This window comes from Herbiconiux sp. VKM Ac-2851 (assembly GCF_013205105.1).
GTDB classification, from domain to species: domain Bacteria; phylum Actinomycetota; class Actinomycetes; order Actinomycetales; family Microbacteriaceae; genus Herbiconiux; species Herbiconiux flava.
The window spans coordinates 109,203-124,313 of the sequence record NZ_JABMLJ010000001.1 but is presented as its reverse complement, the minus strand read 5'-3'; the positions used below and the strand labels follow the sequence as shown (position 1 = coordinate 124,313).

16 protein-coding genes are annotated in these 15,111 nt (G+C 63.5%); 8 read left to right on the top strand and 8 right to left on the bottom strand.

The genetic code is table 11. The features are described from left to right. Positions 1-11: 11 nt before the first annotated feature. Positions 12-386 (bottom strand): very short patch repair endonuclease, encoded by a 375-nt coding sequence (locus HQQ85_RS00630; RefSeq protein ID WP_173181656.1) that lies wholly within the window; start codon positions 384-386, stop codon positions 12-14. Positions 387-518: 132 nt separating this feature from the next. On the opposite strand from HQQ85_RS00630, the gene HQQ85_RS21500 reads away from it, so the two are divergent. After that, the gene (locus HQQ85_RS21500) at positions 519-2,054 is read left to right on the top strand and encodes a DNA cytosine methyltransferase (RefSeq protein WP_173180587.1); all 1,536 of its coding nucleotides are present in this window, start codon (positions 519-521) and stop codon (positions 2,052-2,054) included. Positions 2,055-2,150: 96 nt separating this feature from the next. Here HQQ85_RS21500 and HQQ85_RS00620 read toward each other — a convergent pair whose 3' ends face one another. The 3 genes from HQQ85_RS00620 to HQQ85_RS00610 form a co-directional block, all read right to left on the bottom strand. Next, on the bottom strand, positions 2,151-3,884 hold the full coding sequence (locus HQQ85_RS00620) for a hypothetical protein (protein WP_173180586.1): 1,734 nt from the start codon (positions 3,882-3,884) through the stop codon (positions 2,151-2,153). Between the two features lie 872 nt (positions 3,885-4,756). Beyond that, positions 4,757-6,547, bottom strand: coding sequence for a DUF2075 domain-containing protein (locus tag HQQ85_RS00615; RefSeq protein ID WP_173180585.1), 1,791 nt, complete (start codon positions 6,545-6,547; stop codon positions 4,757-4,759). After that, positions 6,534-6,854 carry a nucleotide pyrophosphohydrolase gene (locus tag HQQ85_RS00610; protein WP_173180584.1) on the bottom strand — a complete coding sequence of 107 codons (321 nt, stop codon included), beginning with the start codon at positions 6,852-6,854 and terminating at the stop codon, positions 6,534-6,536. Before HQQ85_RS00610 ends, HQQ85_RS00615 begins: the two co-directional genes overlap by 14 nt. Before the next feature lie 285 nt (positions 6,855-7,139). Between HQQ85_RS00610 and HQQ85_RS00605 the strand changes: the two genes are divergently transcribed. From HQQ85_RS00605 to HQQ85_RS00595, 3 genes are read left to right on the top strand one after another with little or no spacing between them, the layout of a single operon-like run. Beyond that, on the top strand, positions 7,140-8,147 hold the full coding sequence (locus tag HQQ85_RS00605) for a hypothetical protein (RefSeq protein WP_173180583.1): 1,008 nt from the start codon (positions 7,140-7,142) through the stop codon (positions 8,145-8,147). A gap of 55 nt (positions 8,148-8,202) precedes the next feature. Continuing rightward, entirely contained in the window at positions 8,203-8,919 is a 717-nt protein-coding gene (locus HQQ85_RS00600) for a DUF222 domain-containing protein (protein ID WP_173180582.1), read from the top strand. After that, positions 8,847-9,584, top strand: coding sequence for a DUF222 domain-containing protein (locus HQQ85_RS00595; protein ID WP_173180581.1), 738 nt, complete (start codon positions 8,847-8,849; stop codon positions 9,582-9,584). Before HQQ85_RS00600 ends, HQQ85_RS00595 begins: the two co-directional genes overlap by 73 nt. 229 nt (positions 9,585-9,813) lie before the next feature. Here HQQ85_RS00595 and HQQ85_RS00590 read toward each other — a convergent pair whose 3' ends face one another. Beyond that, positions 9,814-10,494, bottom strand: a complete 681-nt coding sequence (locus HQQ85_RS00590) for a hypothetical protein (protein WP_173180580.1) — start codon at positions 10,492-10,494, stop codon at positions 9,814-9,816. A gap of 510 nt (positions 10,495-11,004) precedes the next feature. Between HQQ85_RS00590 and HQQ85_RS00585 the strand changes: the two genes are divergently transcribed. Continuing rightward, entirely contained in the window at positions 11,005-11,397 is a 393-nt protein-coding gene (locus HQQ85_RS00585; RefSeq protein ID WP_173180579.1) for an antitoxin HicB, read from the top strand. An 89-nt stretch (positions 11,398-11,486) separates the two neighbouring features. Here the strand turns inward: HQQ85_RS00585 and HQQ85_RS00580 are convergent, their stop codons facing one another. Continuing rightward, positions 11,487-12,215: an SDR family oxidoreductase gene (locus tag HQQ85_RS00580; protein ID WP_173180578.1), complete on the bottom strand. Its 729-nt coding sequence runs from the start codon at positions 12,213-12,215 to the stop codon at positions 11,487-11,489. 92 nt (positions 12,216-12,307) lie between these two features. On the opposite strand from HQQ85_RS00580, the gene HQQ85_RS00575 reads away from it, so the two are divergent. Then, on the top strand, positions 12,308-12,745 hold the full coding sequence (locus tag HQQ85_RS00575) for a MerR family transcriptional regulator (protein WP_254069067.1): 438 nt from the start codon (positions 12,308-12,310) through the stop codon (positions 12,743-12,745). Between the two features lie 28 nt (positions 12,746-12,773). Here the strand turns inward: HQQ85_RS00575 and HQQ85_RS00570 are convergent, their stop codons facing one another. Then, a complete protein-coding gene (locus tag HQQ85_RS00570) occupies positions 12,774-13,379 on the bottom strand; it encodes an NYN domain-containing protein (protein WP_173180577.1) in 606 nt (201 codons plus the stop codon). 188 nt (positions 13,380-13,567) lie between these two features. Here HQQ85_RS00570 and HQQ85_RS00565 point away from each other — a divergent pair, with 188 nt between their 5' ends. After that, positions 13,568-13,906: a HigA family addiction module antitoxin gene (locus HQQ85_RS00565; RefSeq protein WP_371741707.1), complete on the top strand. Its 339-nt coding sequence runs from the start codon at positions 13,568-13,570 to the stop codon at positions 13,904-13,906. Here the strand turns inward: HQQ85_RS00565 and HQQ85_RS00560 are convergent. Further along, a complete protein-coding gene (locus HQQ85_RS00560; RefSeq protein ID WP_173180575.1) occupies positions 13,865-14,275 on the bottom strand; it encodes a MarR family winged helix-turn-helix transcriptional regulator in 411 nt (136 codons plus the stop codon). The genes HQQ85_RS00565 and HQQ85_RS00560 overlap by 42 nt on opposite strands. A gap of 50 nt (positions 14,276-14,325) precedes the next feature. On the opposite strand from HQQ85_RS00560, the gene HQQ85_RS00555 reads away from it, so the two are divergent. Then, positions 14,326-15,108 (top strand): alpha/beta fold hydrolase, encoded by a 783-nt coding sequence (locus HQQ85_RS00555; RefSeq protein WP_173180574.1) that lies wholly within the window; start codon positions 14,326-14,328, stop codon positions 15,106-15,108. Positions 15,109-15,111 lie beyond the last annotated feature (3 nt).

Genomic DNA, 15,111 nt, shown 5'->3' with positions numbered 1-15,111 from the left:
CTCATCGGAGGTCACGAGGACATTCGAAGGACTGCAGAAATACGCTCGGCGGCTGAATCCGGACTCTCATGCTCCCATATACGACACACCCGCCAGGCAATTGACTTCAGCACCTGCTCAGTCTCTGCATCCCGATCCTTGTTTCGCTGAAGTTTGACCAACCACCAGTCCGCGTTCGCGCGCGGCACTGTGCCGTGCTCTGGGCATCCGTGCCAGAAACAGCCGTCGATGAACACTGCAACCTTGGTTCTCGTGAAGGCGATGTCGATGGACCGCCGCGCCATACCTGGCACAGGGTACGTGACGCGGTAACGAAGACCGCGAGCGTGCAGGATACGACGAACATCGACTTCCGGCTTGGTATCTCGTCGCCGGGCGGAGCTCATTCGCTGGCTAACACCCAGACTTGACGCCCCTGGATGGGGACCGGGAATGGACACGAATTCACAGTAGTCGAAGCGCTGTCCCATCTAGTCGCGCGGACCAACCGCGCCGGCGGTGCAAGCTAATATTGGTAAGTGACATCAGAGGGACACAGCAGCCCCCCGATCACGGTTCTCGATCTCTTCGCGGGCTGCGGCGGCCTAACCGAGGGGTTCCACCAATATCGTCCCGAGGGCACTCCCGGGCCTGTATTCCGAAGCGTCGGTGCGGTCGAGTGGGAACCAACGGCCGCAGCTTCATACGCAGCAAATTTCGGCGCCGGGTCATCTCGGCTTGGTAACTTTGGCTCACCGGAGATCGTTTGTCGCACAATCGTCGGCTGGGAGCCAAGGTGGAAGCCCGGTGAGATCGATGTGGTGGTCGGCGGACCGCCTTGCCAGGGCTTCTCTGGACTGAACCGCGAGAAGGTGAACCCCGAGCGGAACACCCTTTGGGAAGAATTCATCCGTGTAGTCGTCGCACTTCAACCCAAGGTCTTCGTGATCGAGAACGTCGACCGGTTCCTCCGATCCGCCGAGTTCAGAGACCTGAAGTACCGCATCGGCGGAACGGACCTCAAGAACTACCGCCTCGTCGACCCTGGATCGAAGCCCAACGAGACCGAAGAGGAGCATGACCGACGCTACCTGCTGAACGCGGCCAACTTCGGCGCTCCGCAGGCACGACGGCGTGCCATCGTGATTGGTGTTCGCACCGACGCCGGCTTGCCCTCTGACCTGCTGAGCTATCCCACGCCAACACATACCAAGGTCGCTTTACGAGATGAGGTGCTGACGAAGCGCCACCGCATCTCGTCGCTCGGGACACAGGCCGAGGCTGCAGCTTGGGCAACCGTTGACGAGCTGTTCGAGGACAGTGCAACCAACGAGATCGCGCCTGACCTGCCAGTCGTGCATCCGCGGCAGGTCTCCGGAATCGCAGGCCGGTTCGCTGGGCCGTTCTTGACGACCGACCTCCACATCGGACGCAAACCGGAGCCCATCTCACTTTCACGCTATCGCGCGATTCCGAAGAACGGGAACCGTAAGGACCTTCGAGGTCGATACGCATGTCGGTTCGCTGACGGCGGCGAGATCATCATTCAGAAAGTGAGTCACCACCGAGGAAGCGGTGGTGCGTTGAACGTCCTCGGCGCGCACGTCGAAGTCATCGACGGTCTCACCACAGAGCGTCAAGTCACTGTGCGCGATGTCATTCGTTTAGAGGAATCGACGACAGTTGGGCGTCGTCGCAGCAAGTCAGAATTGTTCAATGCAGTCGTCAGCGACGGCGTTGTAGATCGGGCCGCCGTGCTCGAATACTTGTCTACAGAAGCGTGGGACTCGCACGACGCCGGCTCGGGCGACGTCATGGGTCGACTCCGGAGCGGTGCGCCGTCAGTCACGATCCGAACAGAATTCTTCAAGCCGGAGAAGGGCCGGTACCTGCATCCAGTTGAGGACCGCCCGATTACCCACTTCGAGGCGGCCAAGCTGCAGGGATTCCCGGACGACTTCCAGTGGTACGGGTCCAAGACCGATATTGCGAAGCAGATCGGCAACGCAGTGCCCATTCCGCTTGGCCGCAAGATCGCGGAATCAATCTATTCATATCTACATACGACGGAGTAACTTCGGGCGTGGCGTGGCACCCCAACCGCGACCGGCCCGCTCGTCGCTATCACCGCGACGCCCGCGGTCACAGCAGCAGGTAACCCTAATGGCGAATTACGGCGGTTGGTTCCAGTCCCAGACTCCGAGAGTGGGCGCGGGAGGTGGCGCCGGAATCCGGTCTCGTAGATCCAACATCCACCCCGGGTAGATAAAGCCGGGAACAGCGCCGCGAAGGCTGCGGGCAGAGTCGGCGAGCTGCCAGTCGATCGCAGTTGCTGCCTGACTCGCGTAGTCACTGAGCTTTTCCGCCACCATCGTCCTGGTTAGCTGGAAGGCCCGAGAAGCTACCCTAAGGCGCCTAAAGATGTACTTCTGAATCACGACATCGTCCGAAAGGGGTACCTCCTGTCGCCTCATGAGCTCCAGTGTCTTATCGTCGGCTGAGCCTCTGCCATCCAGAAAGTTCTGAGCTGTGTCGAACGCGTGCAAGCAATCATTAAGGGCGAGCCAAGCAATCGCGTCCAAGGCAGCTGGCTGTCGCTCAATCCTCAGGCGGGTGTCCAAGTGCATGGGCAAGAACGTGCTACCGGGATTCTGATAGAACCCCAATCTCCGCGCTTGCTTCCAGACCGTCGTAGCCAGATCGACACTCTGGGCGGTTACAACGAACACAGAATCCGAGAAACCAGTCGAAATTTCAGCTACCTCAAACTTCACCCCATTCATCACGCATTCGACTAGGGCTTGGAAGCACGGATCTATCTGGTTCAGGCTGATGCTCTCCACAGATATTCGAAGAAGCGGCCCCTTCGATACGTCAACGCTCCTCACGAGAAGCCCGTTGTCCCCGAACCACTCATAGGTTCTTCGGATCTGGAAGGAACGCGGCACCGCAGCGGATGCTCGTTCATCGGGAGCCTCCACCATCGTCGGATAGTTAGCGAGACCCGCTTCGCAGCCAGCGGTGAACGCAAGCGCCTCCCCCGTGCGACGCTCGATCTCGGTCGGCCCGACGACGGTACCGTCCTCATCAACCATCCGGTCATGTTCGTCGAACTGAATGTCCTCGTGAGCGGACGCATTCCGCCACGTAGGTTTGAGGAAGACGCTGACCTGTCGCATGAGTGTTCGCGGGTCCTGCGAAACGCGACGCGAAAGTCCTGCCAGCATGGGCGCCCTCTCGTTTGTATCCCCGCCGTCAAGCAGAAGCCAGAGCCATGACCTGAGCTGGCCCTCAGCCAGCTTTCTGTAGGCATCGAGACGTAGGGCGGTTCGCGTCCGCGGATCAGCCTCGGAATCCACAATGTTAGTGATGGCATTAAACGTCCGCGAACTCGTCCAGGCCTGATCGCCTCGCGCGGAGAAAGCCCTGATCTTTGCCGACGCAGGCTCCATACCGAGGAAACTGAGACGTTCCTGGATTAGCGCCATCGCTCGGCTCGTCCATAGGAAGTTCGGTGTCTCAAGAAGACTAACTAGGGTCGGACCAAGCTGGACGGAGACCATAAAGGGCACCCTCGCGAGGAACATGAGGGCCCCGGCTGCCTTCGCAAGCTCCGCCGGCCGCTGGTAGTAATGCGCCAACAAACGTGAACTCACCACCAGCCCTGCTGCATCGGTGAGGCTGCTGCGGGGAACACCGAAAAGATCTTCCCAGGGGTCGGTTGAGAAACTTCCGTTTGAGAATGTGGTCGATCGCGCAATTAGTTCCGCAGACAGAGCGGAAATTCGTTGAGGTCTCAGTTCTCCTTGTTCCAAGAAACCGTCCACGGCTTCTTTGGCCACCCTGATGGCATCGAGATCGGTGCATGCGAGCCATCCAATTGCGGACAGATCGTTCGCAAGCATGGCAACGGCGCCCTGTAAGTCCGGTTCTCCACCTCTGCTGCCCAGAAGGCGAATTGATTCTTGAAGCGAGTCTCGGCTTGCTAGCCACCGACCCTCACTCACAGGTATGCGACGAGCGCCCGAGTCATTCGCGTCGACAGCCATGCTCGCCATCTTGGCACGGTCATCCTTTTTTATTGAGGCCTAAAGACCAGTACCTTTGGCGGTCGCAGACGGCGCCTTTGGTGGGAAAACCGGCTTCTCCGGTACTTGACCTGAAGATTCGACTCGACGCACTCTCAATGCATCCGGCCCTCCGCCAGCTCGTCACCTGCGACTACTCAGTCCGGCACGCACAGTCGAATCCAAATCTCATCGGCGCAATCTCCAGAGCAGGCCTTCCAGGGCATCAGCCGCTCCTCCTTCGCTACGCGAACTCCACAGTTTCGGCAGCGACGGAGGCTCTTCGATTTATGGCTCCGAGGCCGTGGAACAGGCGTTTCGGCGAGCATCCACCTCAACAGAAGCTGCTCGACTAGTTCATCCAGACTCTGGCCTCTTTGATGGGCTCTCAGTTCGGCCTCGTTGGCCAGATCAACCGGGATAGATAGGGTGGGTGAACTCTCGAAAGGTGTCATACCACCGATGATAATAGGTGGCTGTACACCCTGCAAGAGGTGCGTCTCTGGCACGATTGCACAATGCCTAATCAGCCAAAGACACCGCACAAGTCCTTTCGGATTCCCCCTGAGCTCTACGCGGCGGCGCAGGCGAAGGCAGCACGGCAGGGCCGAACCCTGACGGACGTCGTAAAGGAACTACTCCAGGGATACATAGACTCAGACGACTGAACAGGACAAGACAGCGATCCGGCCTCATGGAAGGGGCCAGCGCTACGGCAAAGAGACAAGGGGCCGCAGGTGCTCCCGGAGCGCCGGGTCATGGACGTAGATGTAGGTGCCTCGAATGCCCCGCGTCAGTAGCACCGCGTAGACGTTCTGGATGTACCAGAGCAGGTCGTCGTCGGAGTAGACGCGACCGAGCGCCTTGTTGGCCTCCTTGCCCTTCTTGTCGAAGTACGAGGCGCGGTCGACGACGATGCGGCCAGTGGTGGTGTCGAAGAGGAGGTCGGGGCCGATGATCACGCCGGCGTAGTTGAGGTCGTAGCCCTGCACCGTGTGGATCGAACCCACCTCGCCGAGGGAGCCTGGCGACGCGGTCCAGTCGGTCTGGGTGCTGTTCCAGCGCATCCGGAAGTCGCCGATTTCGATGTCGTGGCCCGGCTTGTTGCCCTTCGTCTTCCACTCCCAGGCGTAACCCGCGACCAGGCGTGAGAGGCCGACTTCCCGGTCTCGGTGCACGATCTCCGCGCGCATCGCGGAAACGTCGTCGAACATCCGGAAGTCGTAGTCGCCGAAGTCTGGAACAGAAGCAGGCGGCTGCGCGCCAGATTCGGTTGCGACGCCGAGCATCCGTCTCACGTGACCGACGTAGTCGGAACCGGCGCGCACCCTCATCTGCGAGAGAAGGGGGTGGTGATGGTCAGCGGCTTTCGCGTCTGCGACGAGCTGCTGGAGGAGCTCGATGGGGATGTCGGCCGGCTTCACGCTTTGAGCGGGGTCGACCAGGAAGATCTGGTGGGTGCTGCGGGCCTTGATCCAGTCGAGCTGGGTCTTCGACGTGTCGTCCTGGCCGAAGAGCTTCGTCGTGATGTCGCGGAACTTCGCGTTGAGAGTGGCGGCCGGCTGGTTGGCGCGCTGGTTCAGGCGGTGGGTCTCGTCGACGATGAGGAGGTCGAAGTCATGCTCCGACTCCCCCACCTCGAAGGCCGTCATCACCATCGTCGGGTCGAGGCCGGGGGTCTTGCGGAATACCTTCTGCACCGATTTTCGGAGTGACTGCTGCGGGATGACGAAACCGATGCGGAGGTCGCGGAGGAGCATCCGGTGCTCGTCGGTGAAGAACTCGGAGAAAAGAGAGTCGCCGTCGTCATCGAGGGCGTCGAGGTCAGTTGACGAGCGGATGTCGGCGAGCAGCTTGAGCAGGTAGATCGCGACGACGGTCTTGCCGGTGCCGGGGTCGCCTTGGATGACCGTGGTGCTGCGGTCATTGCTGCGCAGGTCGTCGAAGAGGCTTTTCACGACGCCCTCGACGGCGAAAGCCTGGTCGTCGGTGAGCGACTTGAAGGGGCTCAGCTTGAAGAGGTCGCTGTTGATGATCTCGGGGATGGTGCGGGTGAAGACGCCGGCCATCTTGAGCTGGTGGAAGATCTCGTCGAAACGGTCTTGGTAGAAGGCTCGATTGTAGTAGTCGGCGTCGACTATGCCGTCGTTGCGGTTGAGCACCTCGAAGGCGCCGTCTCCGCTGAGGAGTTCGATGAGGTAGGACTCGAGGTGCAGGCAGACCGACTTGTTGAAGGTGTCGTCGATGATGACTCGGAGGTTGGTGAGTCGGCTGCGCTCGATGCTCGCGAGGTGTTGGCGCATGCGGGCGGCTACGTTGAGTGATTCGCCGACGTAGATCTTGCGGCGCTGTTCTCGCTTCTTCTTGCCGACGGCGGTCTGGGTGTCGTCGTCGAGGATGTAGACGACCGGCCAGTTGGAGACGCGCTTGTCGCCGCTTCTCGACCAGACGGCCAGCTCGGCGCGGTCGAAGGGGAGGCGGATGATCTCAGAGCTGGTCATACTTCGTGGCGTTGCCTCGGGACTTCTCCACCGGGTACTTCTCGCGGGTCTTCTCGAGCTTGGTGCGGACGATGTCGTCGGGGTTCTTGCCGAGCTTCGCGGCTAGGAGGTAGGCGTAGGTGAGGACGTCCGCCAGCTCGTCTTGGACTCGGTGCTGGTCCGCATCCGGGGACCATTGGAAGAGTTCTAGGAGTTCGGCCGCCTCGATGGAGATGCTTTTTGCGAGGTTCTCTGGAGTGTGGAACTGGGGCCAGTCGCGTTCGGCTGCGAAGGCTGCTAGTTCGTCATGGACAGAAGGCGTGGCCATGGGGTGAGGGTAGCAGGGGCGAGGTGGGTCGAATCCGATTGCACATCGACGCGGTTTTAGGTGACAGATTCTCGTTGCTCTCTCGCAGGCCGCCGCCGCGCGGCACGAGAACTCGTCAGAGGCCTTGTGGCCGTTGACACACCACTCATATGATTCGGCCACCGGACGCTGCTGTTCTTCCACATCGCGATGCAGCTATGGGGAAGCGTAGAGCGACAGCAACGACGACTACCCCTCGCCGTCTGATCGAGCCTTCGCATGCCGAGCGAAAGGGACATTGCAGTGATGGTCAAACGAACGATAAGGCCAAGCGGCGGCATCCTGATCGCCCTAGCCATTGCCCTAGGCGCCGGCATAGCGATCTGTATCGCACTCTCGCTCAGCGCGTCCGACTTCAATGTGGGAGTCGCATTTCTGCTTGTCGGCTATATGTTCGCGGCGGCGGCAGCATTCTCCATTGTCGGATTCATATTCGGAGTGCCCAAGACAAAAGAGCAATCCGCACAAGCTGAATCCGGTCGGTTCGCCGCAAGCTCGAGCCTCGAGCAGATTTCGGACTGGCTGACCAAGATCATCATCGGTGCAACCCTTGTGCAGGTGGCCACCTTGCCGGGGGCGCTGGCTGCGCTTGGGCGCTATCTCGCCACAGGATTGTCGCTTCCGAACGCGCCGGCAGTCGCGATTTCTGTGGTCGTGTACGGCGCGAGCGTCGGTTTCTTGATGAGCTACTTGTGGGCCCGGCTGATCTTGCGCACGATGGTGGAGTCGACTGAATCAGACGCTATTCAGCTGTCGCAGGCGGGCCGGCGAGCGGCAGAATTTCTGGCGGACGCGGAAGAGACAGCGGGCTCGAAAACCAGCAAAGAATCCATCGACAAAAAGGCCACTCACGCCGCAGAACTCGCGGATCAGGCATATTTGTCGGGCCCGATTCTGTGGGTGGACGACCATGTGGAGAACATCCTCGACACAGTCAAGGCGTTTCGGGTGATAGGGGTCGACGTTGATCTTGCCCGATCTACCGATGAAGCCCTTAGTCTCCTGGAGTCACGCAACTATCGTTTGATAATCACTGACTTGGGTCGCAACGAGAGTTCTGGGTACAACCGAAGCGCGGGTTTGGATCTCAACACAGAGCTCCTTGAGAAGGGATCGAAAGTCCCGATCTTCGTTTACACAAGCAAGAGCTCACTGAGGCGAAGCGCTGAACTTCACACGGCGGGCATCGACTTTGTCACTTCAGCGCCGACCGAATTGTTCGCTCGTGCCGTGCAACAACTGAAGGCACAGTAATCCCCTTCTTCCAACTATTCGAGCTTTCATCAGGAACTCCTGATAGAATCTCAGTATGCAAACAGACGACCAGCTGAAAGAGATCGCCAACGATCTCCGGGTCGCGCTGGGCAGTGCTGTCAGCAGGCTTGCGGTTCTGACCGACGAGGAAGTGCTCGAGGTCATGGCCGACTTTGAGGCGATCGGACGACTGGCGTCTGCGGGGCAGGTGCAAACCGCCGGCGAGGTCGGGTTGCGGTCGCGCAGCGAGCTCGGCGACGAGGGTCTGAGCCAGCGTCAGAACTTCACCAGCCCCACCACGCTCGTCGCGAGCGTCACCGGGGCTTCTACGCGGGAGTGCAAGGCGCGTCTCGAGCTGGGGCGGAAGCTGCGGGGTGCAGTGCTGCTGGGTGGCGGCGAGGGGCCCGCGCCGTTCCCGCTTGTGGGGCAACGGCTCAACGAGGGGGTGCTTGGCGTCGAGGCGGCGGCGGCCATCGTGAAGCAATGCAACGGGCTCGCCGACAGTGGATGCTCGGCCGACGTGATGGCGCTCGCCGAGCAGACCCTCGTCGACGAGACGATCGCGTGCAGACTGACCGCCGACGAGACGTTCAGGGCCGCCATCCATCTTCGCGAGGTGCTCGACCCCGACGGTTCCGAGCCGCGGGATGAGGTGCTGCAGATGCAGCGGTTTTTGACGATCGCGCAGGCGCGGACGGGATGGTGCGGGGGAAGTTCGCGCTCACGCCCGAGCAGGGCGGGGTGTGGTTCGCGAGCATCCGGGCGATGCTGAGCCCCCGCGTGACCGGGCCTCGGTTCCTCGATGAAGACGAGCGTGTGGCCCAGATGGTAACCGCCGATACCCGCCCGCAGGCGCAGAAGAATGCCGACACCATCACCGAGCTCATTTCCCGCGCCACCCGCGCCGACGACATGCCTCGCATCAACGGAGCGACCGCGACTGTCAACGTGCACATCTCGGTCGAGGACCTCGAAGCTGGGCGTGGCGTCGGATGGATCGACGGCGTCGACGAGCCGGTTCCCGCGTCGACCGTCGCGCAGCTTCGCTGCCACTCCCCCATCGCCGCCACCGTCTTCGGCGATCGGGGCGAGGTGCTCTATCACGGCAAGACGAAGCGGCTCTTCTCCCCGGCGCAGAACCGGGCGCTCGCGGCCCGGGATGGTGGGTGCATCTGGCCCGACTGCGTTCGGCCACCCTCGTTCTGCGAGACACACCACGCAGACGAGTGGGTTTCGGACGATCATCCGCCCGGAAGAACCGACATCGACAACGGCGTGCTTCTTTGTCACCTCCACCACTCGCACCTGCACAAGGCAGCGTGGAAGTTGACCATGCAGTCCGGGGTGCCTCATCTCATTCCGCCTAGGTATATCGATACCGAGCAGACACCGATTCCGACCACGCGCCGACGCACCATCCACCGACCGGCCGCCTGATCCGGCGCGCCCGCCCTCCTGACCGGCCATGGTCTTCGAGGGCAAGCGCGAAGCGCGCGGCAGCATCCGTCAGACAGCCGCCGACCGTCCTGCGGCGCAAGGCTGCCGCGCGCTCCGCGCTTGCCCACGATGGTCATAGCTGGGTTGGCAGCGGCGTGCCGGCACGGGCTGCGGGTCGAAAGATTCGGCCGGTCGATCAGCGAGCCGGGCGCCTAGCGCGAGCCTGAGCTCACTCCGCCAGGCGGGCGGCCTGGGCGTCGAGGAGGGTGTCGAGGGCCGACTCGAGGGAGGCCGCGTCGTCGGCGGCGAGGGTCTCCGAGATGTAGGCCTGCACGAGGCTCCAGTGGCCGTCGCCTTCCGCCCACCAGGTGAGCTGCTCGCCGTCGTCACCCGAGAGCGGTCCGCGGACGCCACGCCAGGGGCCGTGGTCGATCCGGGTCTGGGCGGAGGCGCCGAGGCACGCGTCCACCTCGGCGTCGAGGAGGGCGATGGGTGCGGACGCATCCGGCGCGGTCAGCACGGCGACGCCCACACCGCCGAGGAGGCGGGCGTCCTCGGCGAAGTCCGTGGCGAGGTCGAAGGTGGTGATCTGCGACTGCACGTCTTTCCAGGCTCCGTAGAACGCGGTCTGGCGGGCCTCGTCGCAGGCCGGAGACGTGTCGCCCCACGCCGGCGTGTTCACGACCGTCGTGAAGACCGAGTCCGACCAGGGGCGGCCGTCGATCGCGCACAGCTCGGCGGCGGTGACGACCCGCGCGGCATCCGCGTCGGTGGGTGCGGGAGGGCATGGGGCGGCTGACGTGGCTGGGGTCGGGCCCGGGGCCGCGGGCGCGCAACCTGCGAGCGGGGCGGTCGCCACGGCGAGGGCTGAGAGAGCGAGCAGGGCGCGCATCCGTCGTGTTCGTGACATGGGGGTGCGTGGCGGAGCGGATGCCTCACTCAGCCCCGAGGCCTCGCCGGACGTGCTTTGCCGAACGGTGTCCGGGATCGATCGCATGACCTGACCGTAGCCCCGCACGCGCCGGGTGCCCACGATCCCGCCCTGACCGCGGCCAACGCGCAGTCGTCGCCTACCGAATGGTGATGCAAGAAGTATGGCCCGCCGAGGCGGGCCATACTCTGTTACTTCCAAATCCGAATGGTGCCTAGCCCCGGAGGGCCAGAGGACTGAGATCCACCGGTAATGAACACACTCTACAAGCCGTGCACTTCGAGTCAACTCAAATCCCCCGTCTTCTCCATCGACGCATGGGCGCACCCTGCAGCAGTGCGTCGGTCATGACGAAACATCAGTAGTTGCTACGGTTTGGGGGTGCCGAGCACACAGCATCCCGCATCACAGCGACGTGTCCGCCGGCATCATCGGCGACTTGATCAACAAGCTCCCGCAGACTCACTACAAATGGCGACAGGAGATGAGATGACGACGAAGGGCAAGACTGAAGTGAAAGCGCGAGCACGGCGAGATGGGCGCTGGTGGTACATCGAGTTTCCCGAGCTCGGGACCTCTGGGCAGGCTCGGACCATCAAGGAGATCGACGAGATCGCGCTCGAGGTCGCCGCGTTGTGGCTCGACGTGGATGAAGCGACGCTCGACGTGACGGTCGACCTTGAACTTCCCGAGACGGCGGCGGACCTGTGGACGAAGGCCAACGAGGCTGACGCGCGGGCGCGGGAAGACGCGAAGGCCGCGGCAGCGCTTCGGCGGCGGGCTGTTGCTGCTCTGCAGGCGGAGCACATCAGTAAGGCAGATGCAGCTCGACTTCTCGGACTTTCGCCTCAACGGATCAGTCAGCTCAGCAAGGCGTCGTAGCTAGCTGGCGTCACCCGAGAACGCGCTTGCCAGCGCCCACCCGCGCACACGTCGGTTGGCGGGTGGGCGCGGGCGGGCATCCGCTTTTCTCAGGCGCTGCGGAGGGCCTTGGCGTAGAACTCGGCGGGGTCGTTGGCCAGGGAGGCCTTGACCAGGCGGGACCAGTCGTCGACCAGGACCTCGATCGCGTCGGAGGCGACGCCGTCGAGGGCGGCGGTGGCGACCGCGCGCGGGGCGGTCATGGGGCCGTCGTAGCCGGCCATCATGTCGGTGTCGGCGGCTCCGAGGTGGACGCCCACGACGAGGGTGTTCTGGGCGGCGAGCTCGAGGCGGACGCCGTTCGTCATCGCCCATTCGGCGGCCTTCGCGACGGCGTATCCGTTGGCGCCGTTCGTGGAGAACCAGGAGAGGGCCGAGTGGATGTCGACGATCGCTCCCCCGCCGTTGGCCGCGAGCACCGGGGCGAAGGCGCGGATGACGCCGAGGGTGCCGAAGAGGTGGGTGTCGAGTTCGCGGCGGAGGCCGGCCAGGTCGTTCTCGCCCAGGAGGTTGGCGCCTGTGGTGATGCCGGCGTTGTTGATGAGGAGGGTGAGGTCGGTGGCTCGGGCGGCGGCATCCGTGATGGAGGTGTCGTCGAGGAGATCCAGACGGAGGACCTCCACTCGGGCGTCGGTGAACTCGGTCCCCTTCACGTTGTCGGGGTTGCGGACGGCCGCGTAGACCTTCGCGGCGCCTCGGTCGAGCAGTTCGTCGACGAAGCGGCGGCCGATGCCGCGGTTGGCTCCGGTGACGAGGGCGACGGATCCGGCGATGTTCATGGGTGTCCTTTCGGGTTCTGCCGCATGGAGCGGCTCTTCTCTCGTAGGCTAAGACCTCACGTTGACGTCAAGGGCAAGTCGAGGGTGTGCTGATGGTGTTGTTGGATGACTCGGTCGTCGAGATGCGGATCGGGGAGCTCGCGGCTCGGGCCGGAGTCAGTACTCGGGCGCTGCGGTATTACGAGGAGCAGGGCATCCTGCACTCGTCGCGGACGGGCAGCGGGCAGCGGGTCTATGGCTCTTCGGCCGTGGATCGGGTGCGGTTGATTCAGCATCTGTTCTCGGCGGGGCTGGCCAGTCGGACGATCGCGCTGATCCTGCCGTGCGTGGATACGGGGCATGCGCCGCCGGAGATGCTGCTCAGCCTGCACCGGGAGCGGGATCGGATCTCGCAGCTCATGGCGGATCTCGAGGTGGCTCGGGGGCGGTTGGATGAGGTGATCTCGATGACGGAGAACCCGGACGAGGCGCGGTGTGAGGCTGTGCGGGATTCGATGGGGAGGACTTCGGCGATTCTCGCGTCGGCGTAGCTCATCGGAAGTGAGTCGCGCGCGTTCGTCAAACCGCGCTGTAGTCGCGGCAGTCGAGGAAATCCTGCTGAGACAGGAAGTGGCAGTACGGCATCCGTCGCGGCGGTGACATCCGCAATCCCTCGGGGAACCAGAGGGGCTTCGATCCCGACCAGCACGCGACTTCGATGTGGGCTGCGGTGTCACGGTAGGCCAGCTCGACCGCGGGCAGCAGGTCGGTGTCGCAGCTGAAGACGATCGCCACGTCGAATTGCTCCTTGAGCGAACCTTCGACCAGCGAGACCGCCAATGCCACGTCGATGCCCTTCTCGCGTGCCGACACCCACTTGCGGTCAGCGTCGAACTCGTACTTGAGGTCTCGCCGCTTGAGCTGCACGCGGCTGTCGAGCACCCATGCGGCGGCCTGCAGGTCGTTCGCACTGGCGGGTTTGGACTGGAACTCGGGGACAGGCCGCCCACGGAACACGCGGATCGATGTGAGCTCGCCGGCCGTCCGCCGTTTCGCCACGACGACTTCAGCGATTTTCACCGGGTCGACGACGGTGTCGTACTTCGGCTGCCCTACAGACCCGTACAACTGATGGCCGGTGCGATGCACGTTCTCGTAGTCGAGGAAGACTGCGACGCGTTCCATTCGGAACTCCTACAAAAAAGCCCCACCAATCCGTGAGGACGGTGGGGAGCAATGGATTGATGTTAGCAACCTGAAGCCACCCGATGTCAAGCGACCATTGATCCGACGTCTGCGGCAAGAAGACACGGAACTCGAATATGAGGATATATTACTTAAGGCAAAAGCTGACAACCGGGAAGGGAGAGACCGTGGTAACCGAACATGATCCGATTCACCCGGGCGAGGTTCTTCTTGAGGAGTTTCTGAAGCCAATGGGCGTCAGCCAGTTGAGGCTGGCGCAGGCGATCAATGTGCCGGCATCGCGGATCAGCGAGATCATTCTGGGCAGGCGCGACATTTCCCCCGATATCGCGTCGCGGCTCGCTCGAACGTTCGACACGTCGGATCGCTTCTGGACCAAGATGCAGACTCGTCACGACCTCGAGCTGGTGGCGGAAGCAAAAGGCGACGAGCGCCCATGGCTTGTCGCCAGGGCACGGACATCTTCAGACCAAGGTGAGGGCCGTCAGGGCCTCGAAGAGGGCTGAGCGCTGGGGTTCGTCGAGGGGGGCGAAGAGGGCGGGGAGCTGGGCGGCCGCGATGCGGCGGCCGGCCGCGAGGGCGTCGGCGCCGGCGGGCGTGAGGGTGTGCTCGAGGCGGCGGCCGTGGCCGGGGGTGCGGGCGACGAGGCCGCGCGCGACGAGGCGGGTGGCGAGGGTGCCGAACGCCTGGTCACTCTGGAAGGTCGCGATTGCCAGGGCGTGAGCGGAGGCGCCGGGCGCCTGGTCGATGGCGCGGAGGGCGTCCCACTGCACGAGGCTGACGCCGACGTCCTGGAGGGCGGTGTCCATCGTGCGGTGGTTTCGGTACTGCGCCCGCTTGAGCGCTTGGCCGAGCAGTTCCAGATCGGTGGGCATGGTGCTACCGTATCAGCAGGTTTGTATAAACATGTTGATTTGGAGTGGTCATGGTTCTGGAGTTCGTATCCCGCGCATCCGTCGTCGAGGTCGGCGAGGTCGGGCGGCCCCTCGCCCTTGTGCTGCACGGGGGTGGCGGGCCGCGCACGGTCGCGCCTCTCGTCGGGCATCTCGGAGAAGGGCGGCGGGTGCTCACGCCGACGCATCCGGGGTGGGAGGGTACGGCGCTGCCCGAGTCGCTGACCTCGGTGTCGCAGCTCGCCGCCGACTACCTCGAGCTGCTGGCCGAGGAGCCGGGCGAGGGTGCGGTGACCGTCGTCGGGTCGTCGATCGGTGGGTGGATCGCGCTCGAGATGGCGGTGCAAGCGGCGAAAGACCCGCGCTTCGAAGACCTGATCGGGTCGGTGATCGTCATCGACTCGGTGGGCGTCGAGGTCGCGGGCGAGCCGATCGCCGACTTCTTCTCGCTCAGCCCTCGGCAGCTCGCCGAGCTCGCGTGGCACGACGCCTCGCTGGGGTTCATGGATCCGGCGGGGTTCTCCGACGAGCAGCGAGCCATGCTGGCCGGCAACGCCCGCGCGATGAAGGCGATCGCCGGGGGCGGGATGGCCGACCCGACGCTCCTCGGCCGGCTCGATGTAGTGAGTGTGCCGACGCTGGTGGTGTGGGGCGCGAGCGACCGCGTCGTCACTCCGGCGTACGGGCGCGCGATGGCGGCCGCCGTGCCCGGTGCCGAGTTCGCCGAGGTCGAGTTGGCCGGGCATCTCCCCCACCTCGAGCAGCCGGCAGCGACGTTCGCCGTGATCGAGAGGTTCCTCGCCGCGACGCGCTGAGCG

Bases quoted from the DNA above. Each gene is read 5' to 3' on its own strand.
- HQQ85_RS00630 (WP_173181656.1), bottom strand. From the start codon at position 386: ATGAGCTCCGCCCGGCGACGAGATACCAAGCCGGAAGTCGATGTTCGT.
- HQQ85_RS00620 (WP_173180586.1), bottom strand. From the start codon at position 3,884: ATGCTTGCGAACGATCTGTCCGCAATTGGATGGCTCGCATGCACCGAT.
- HQQ85_RS00615 (WP_173180585.1), bottom strand. From the start codon at position 6,547: ATGACCAGCTCTGAGATCATCCGCCTCCCCTTCGACCGCGCCGAGCTG.
- HQQ85_RS00610 (WP_173180584.1), bottom strand. From the start codon at position 6,854: ATGGCCACGCCTTCTGTCCATGACGAACTAGCAGCCTTCGCAGCCGAA.
- HQQ85_RS00605 (WP_173180583.1), top strand. From the start codon at position 7,140: ATGGTCAAACGAACGATAAGGCCAAGCGGCGGCATCCTGATCGCCCTA.
- HQQ85_RS00600 (WP_173180582.1), top strand. From the start codon at position 8,203: ATGCAAACAGACGACCAGCTGAAAGAGATCGCCAACGATCTCCGGGTC.
- HQQ85_RS00595 (WP_173180581.1), top strand. From the start codon at position 8,847: ATGGTGCGGGGGAAGTTCGCGCTCACGCCCGAGCAGGGCGGGGTGTGG.
- HQQ85_RS00590 (WP_173180580.1), bottom strand. From the start codon at position 10,494: ATGTCACGAACACGACGGATGCGCGCCCTGCTCGCTCTCTCAGCCCTC.
- HQQ85_RS00585 (WP_173180579.1), top strand. From the start codon at position 11,005: ATGACGACGAAGGGCAAGACTGAAGTGAAAGCGCGAGCACGGCGAGAT.
- HQQ85_RS00580 (WP_173180578.1), bottom strand. From the start codon at position 12,215: ATGAACATCGCCGGATCCGTCGCCCTCGTCACCGGAGCCAACCGCGGC.
- HQQ85_RS00575 (WP_254069067.1), top strand. From the start codon at position 12,308: ATGGTGTTGTTGGATGACTCGGTCGTCGAGATGCGGATCGGGGAGCTC.
- HQQ85_RS00570 (WP_173180577.1), bottom strand. From the start codon at position 13,379: ATGGAACGCGTCGCAGTCTTCCTCGACTACGAGAACGTGCATCGCACC.
- HQQ85_RS00560 (WP_173180575.1), bottom strand. From the start codon at position 14,275: ATGCCCACCGATCTGGAACTGCTCGGCCAAGCGCTCAAGCGGGCGCAG.
- HQQ85_RS00555 (WP_173180574.1), top strand. From the start codon at position 14,326: ATGGTTCTGGAGTTCGTATCCCGCGCATCCGTCGTCGAGGTCGGCGAG.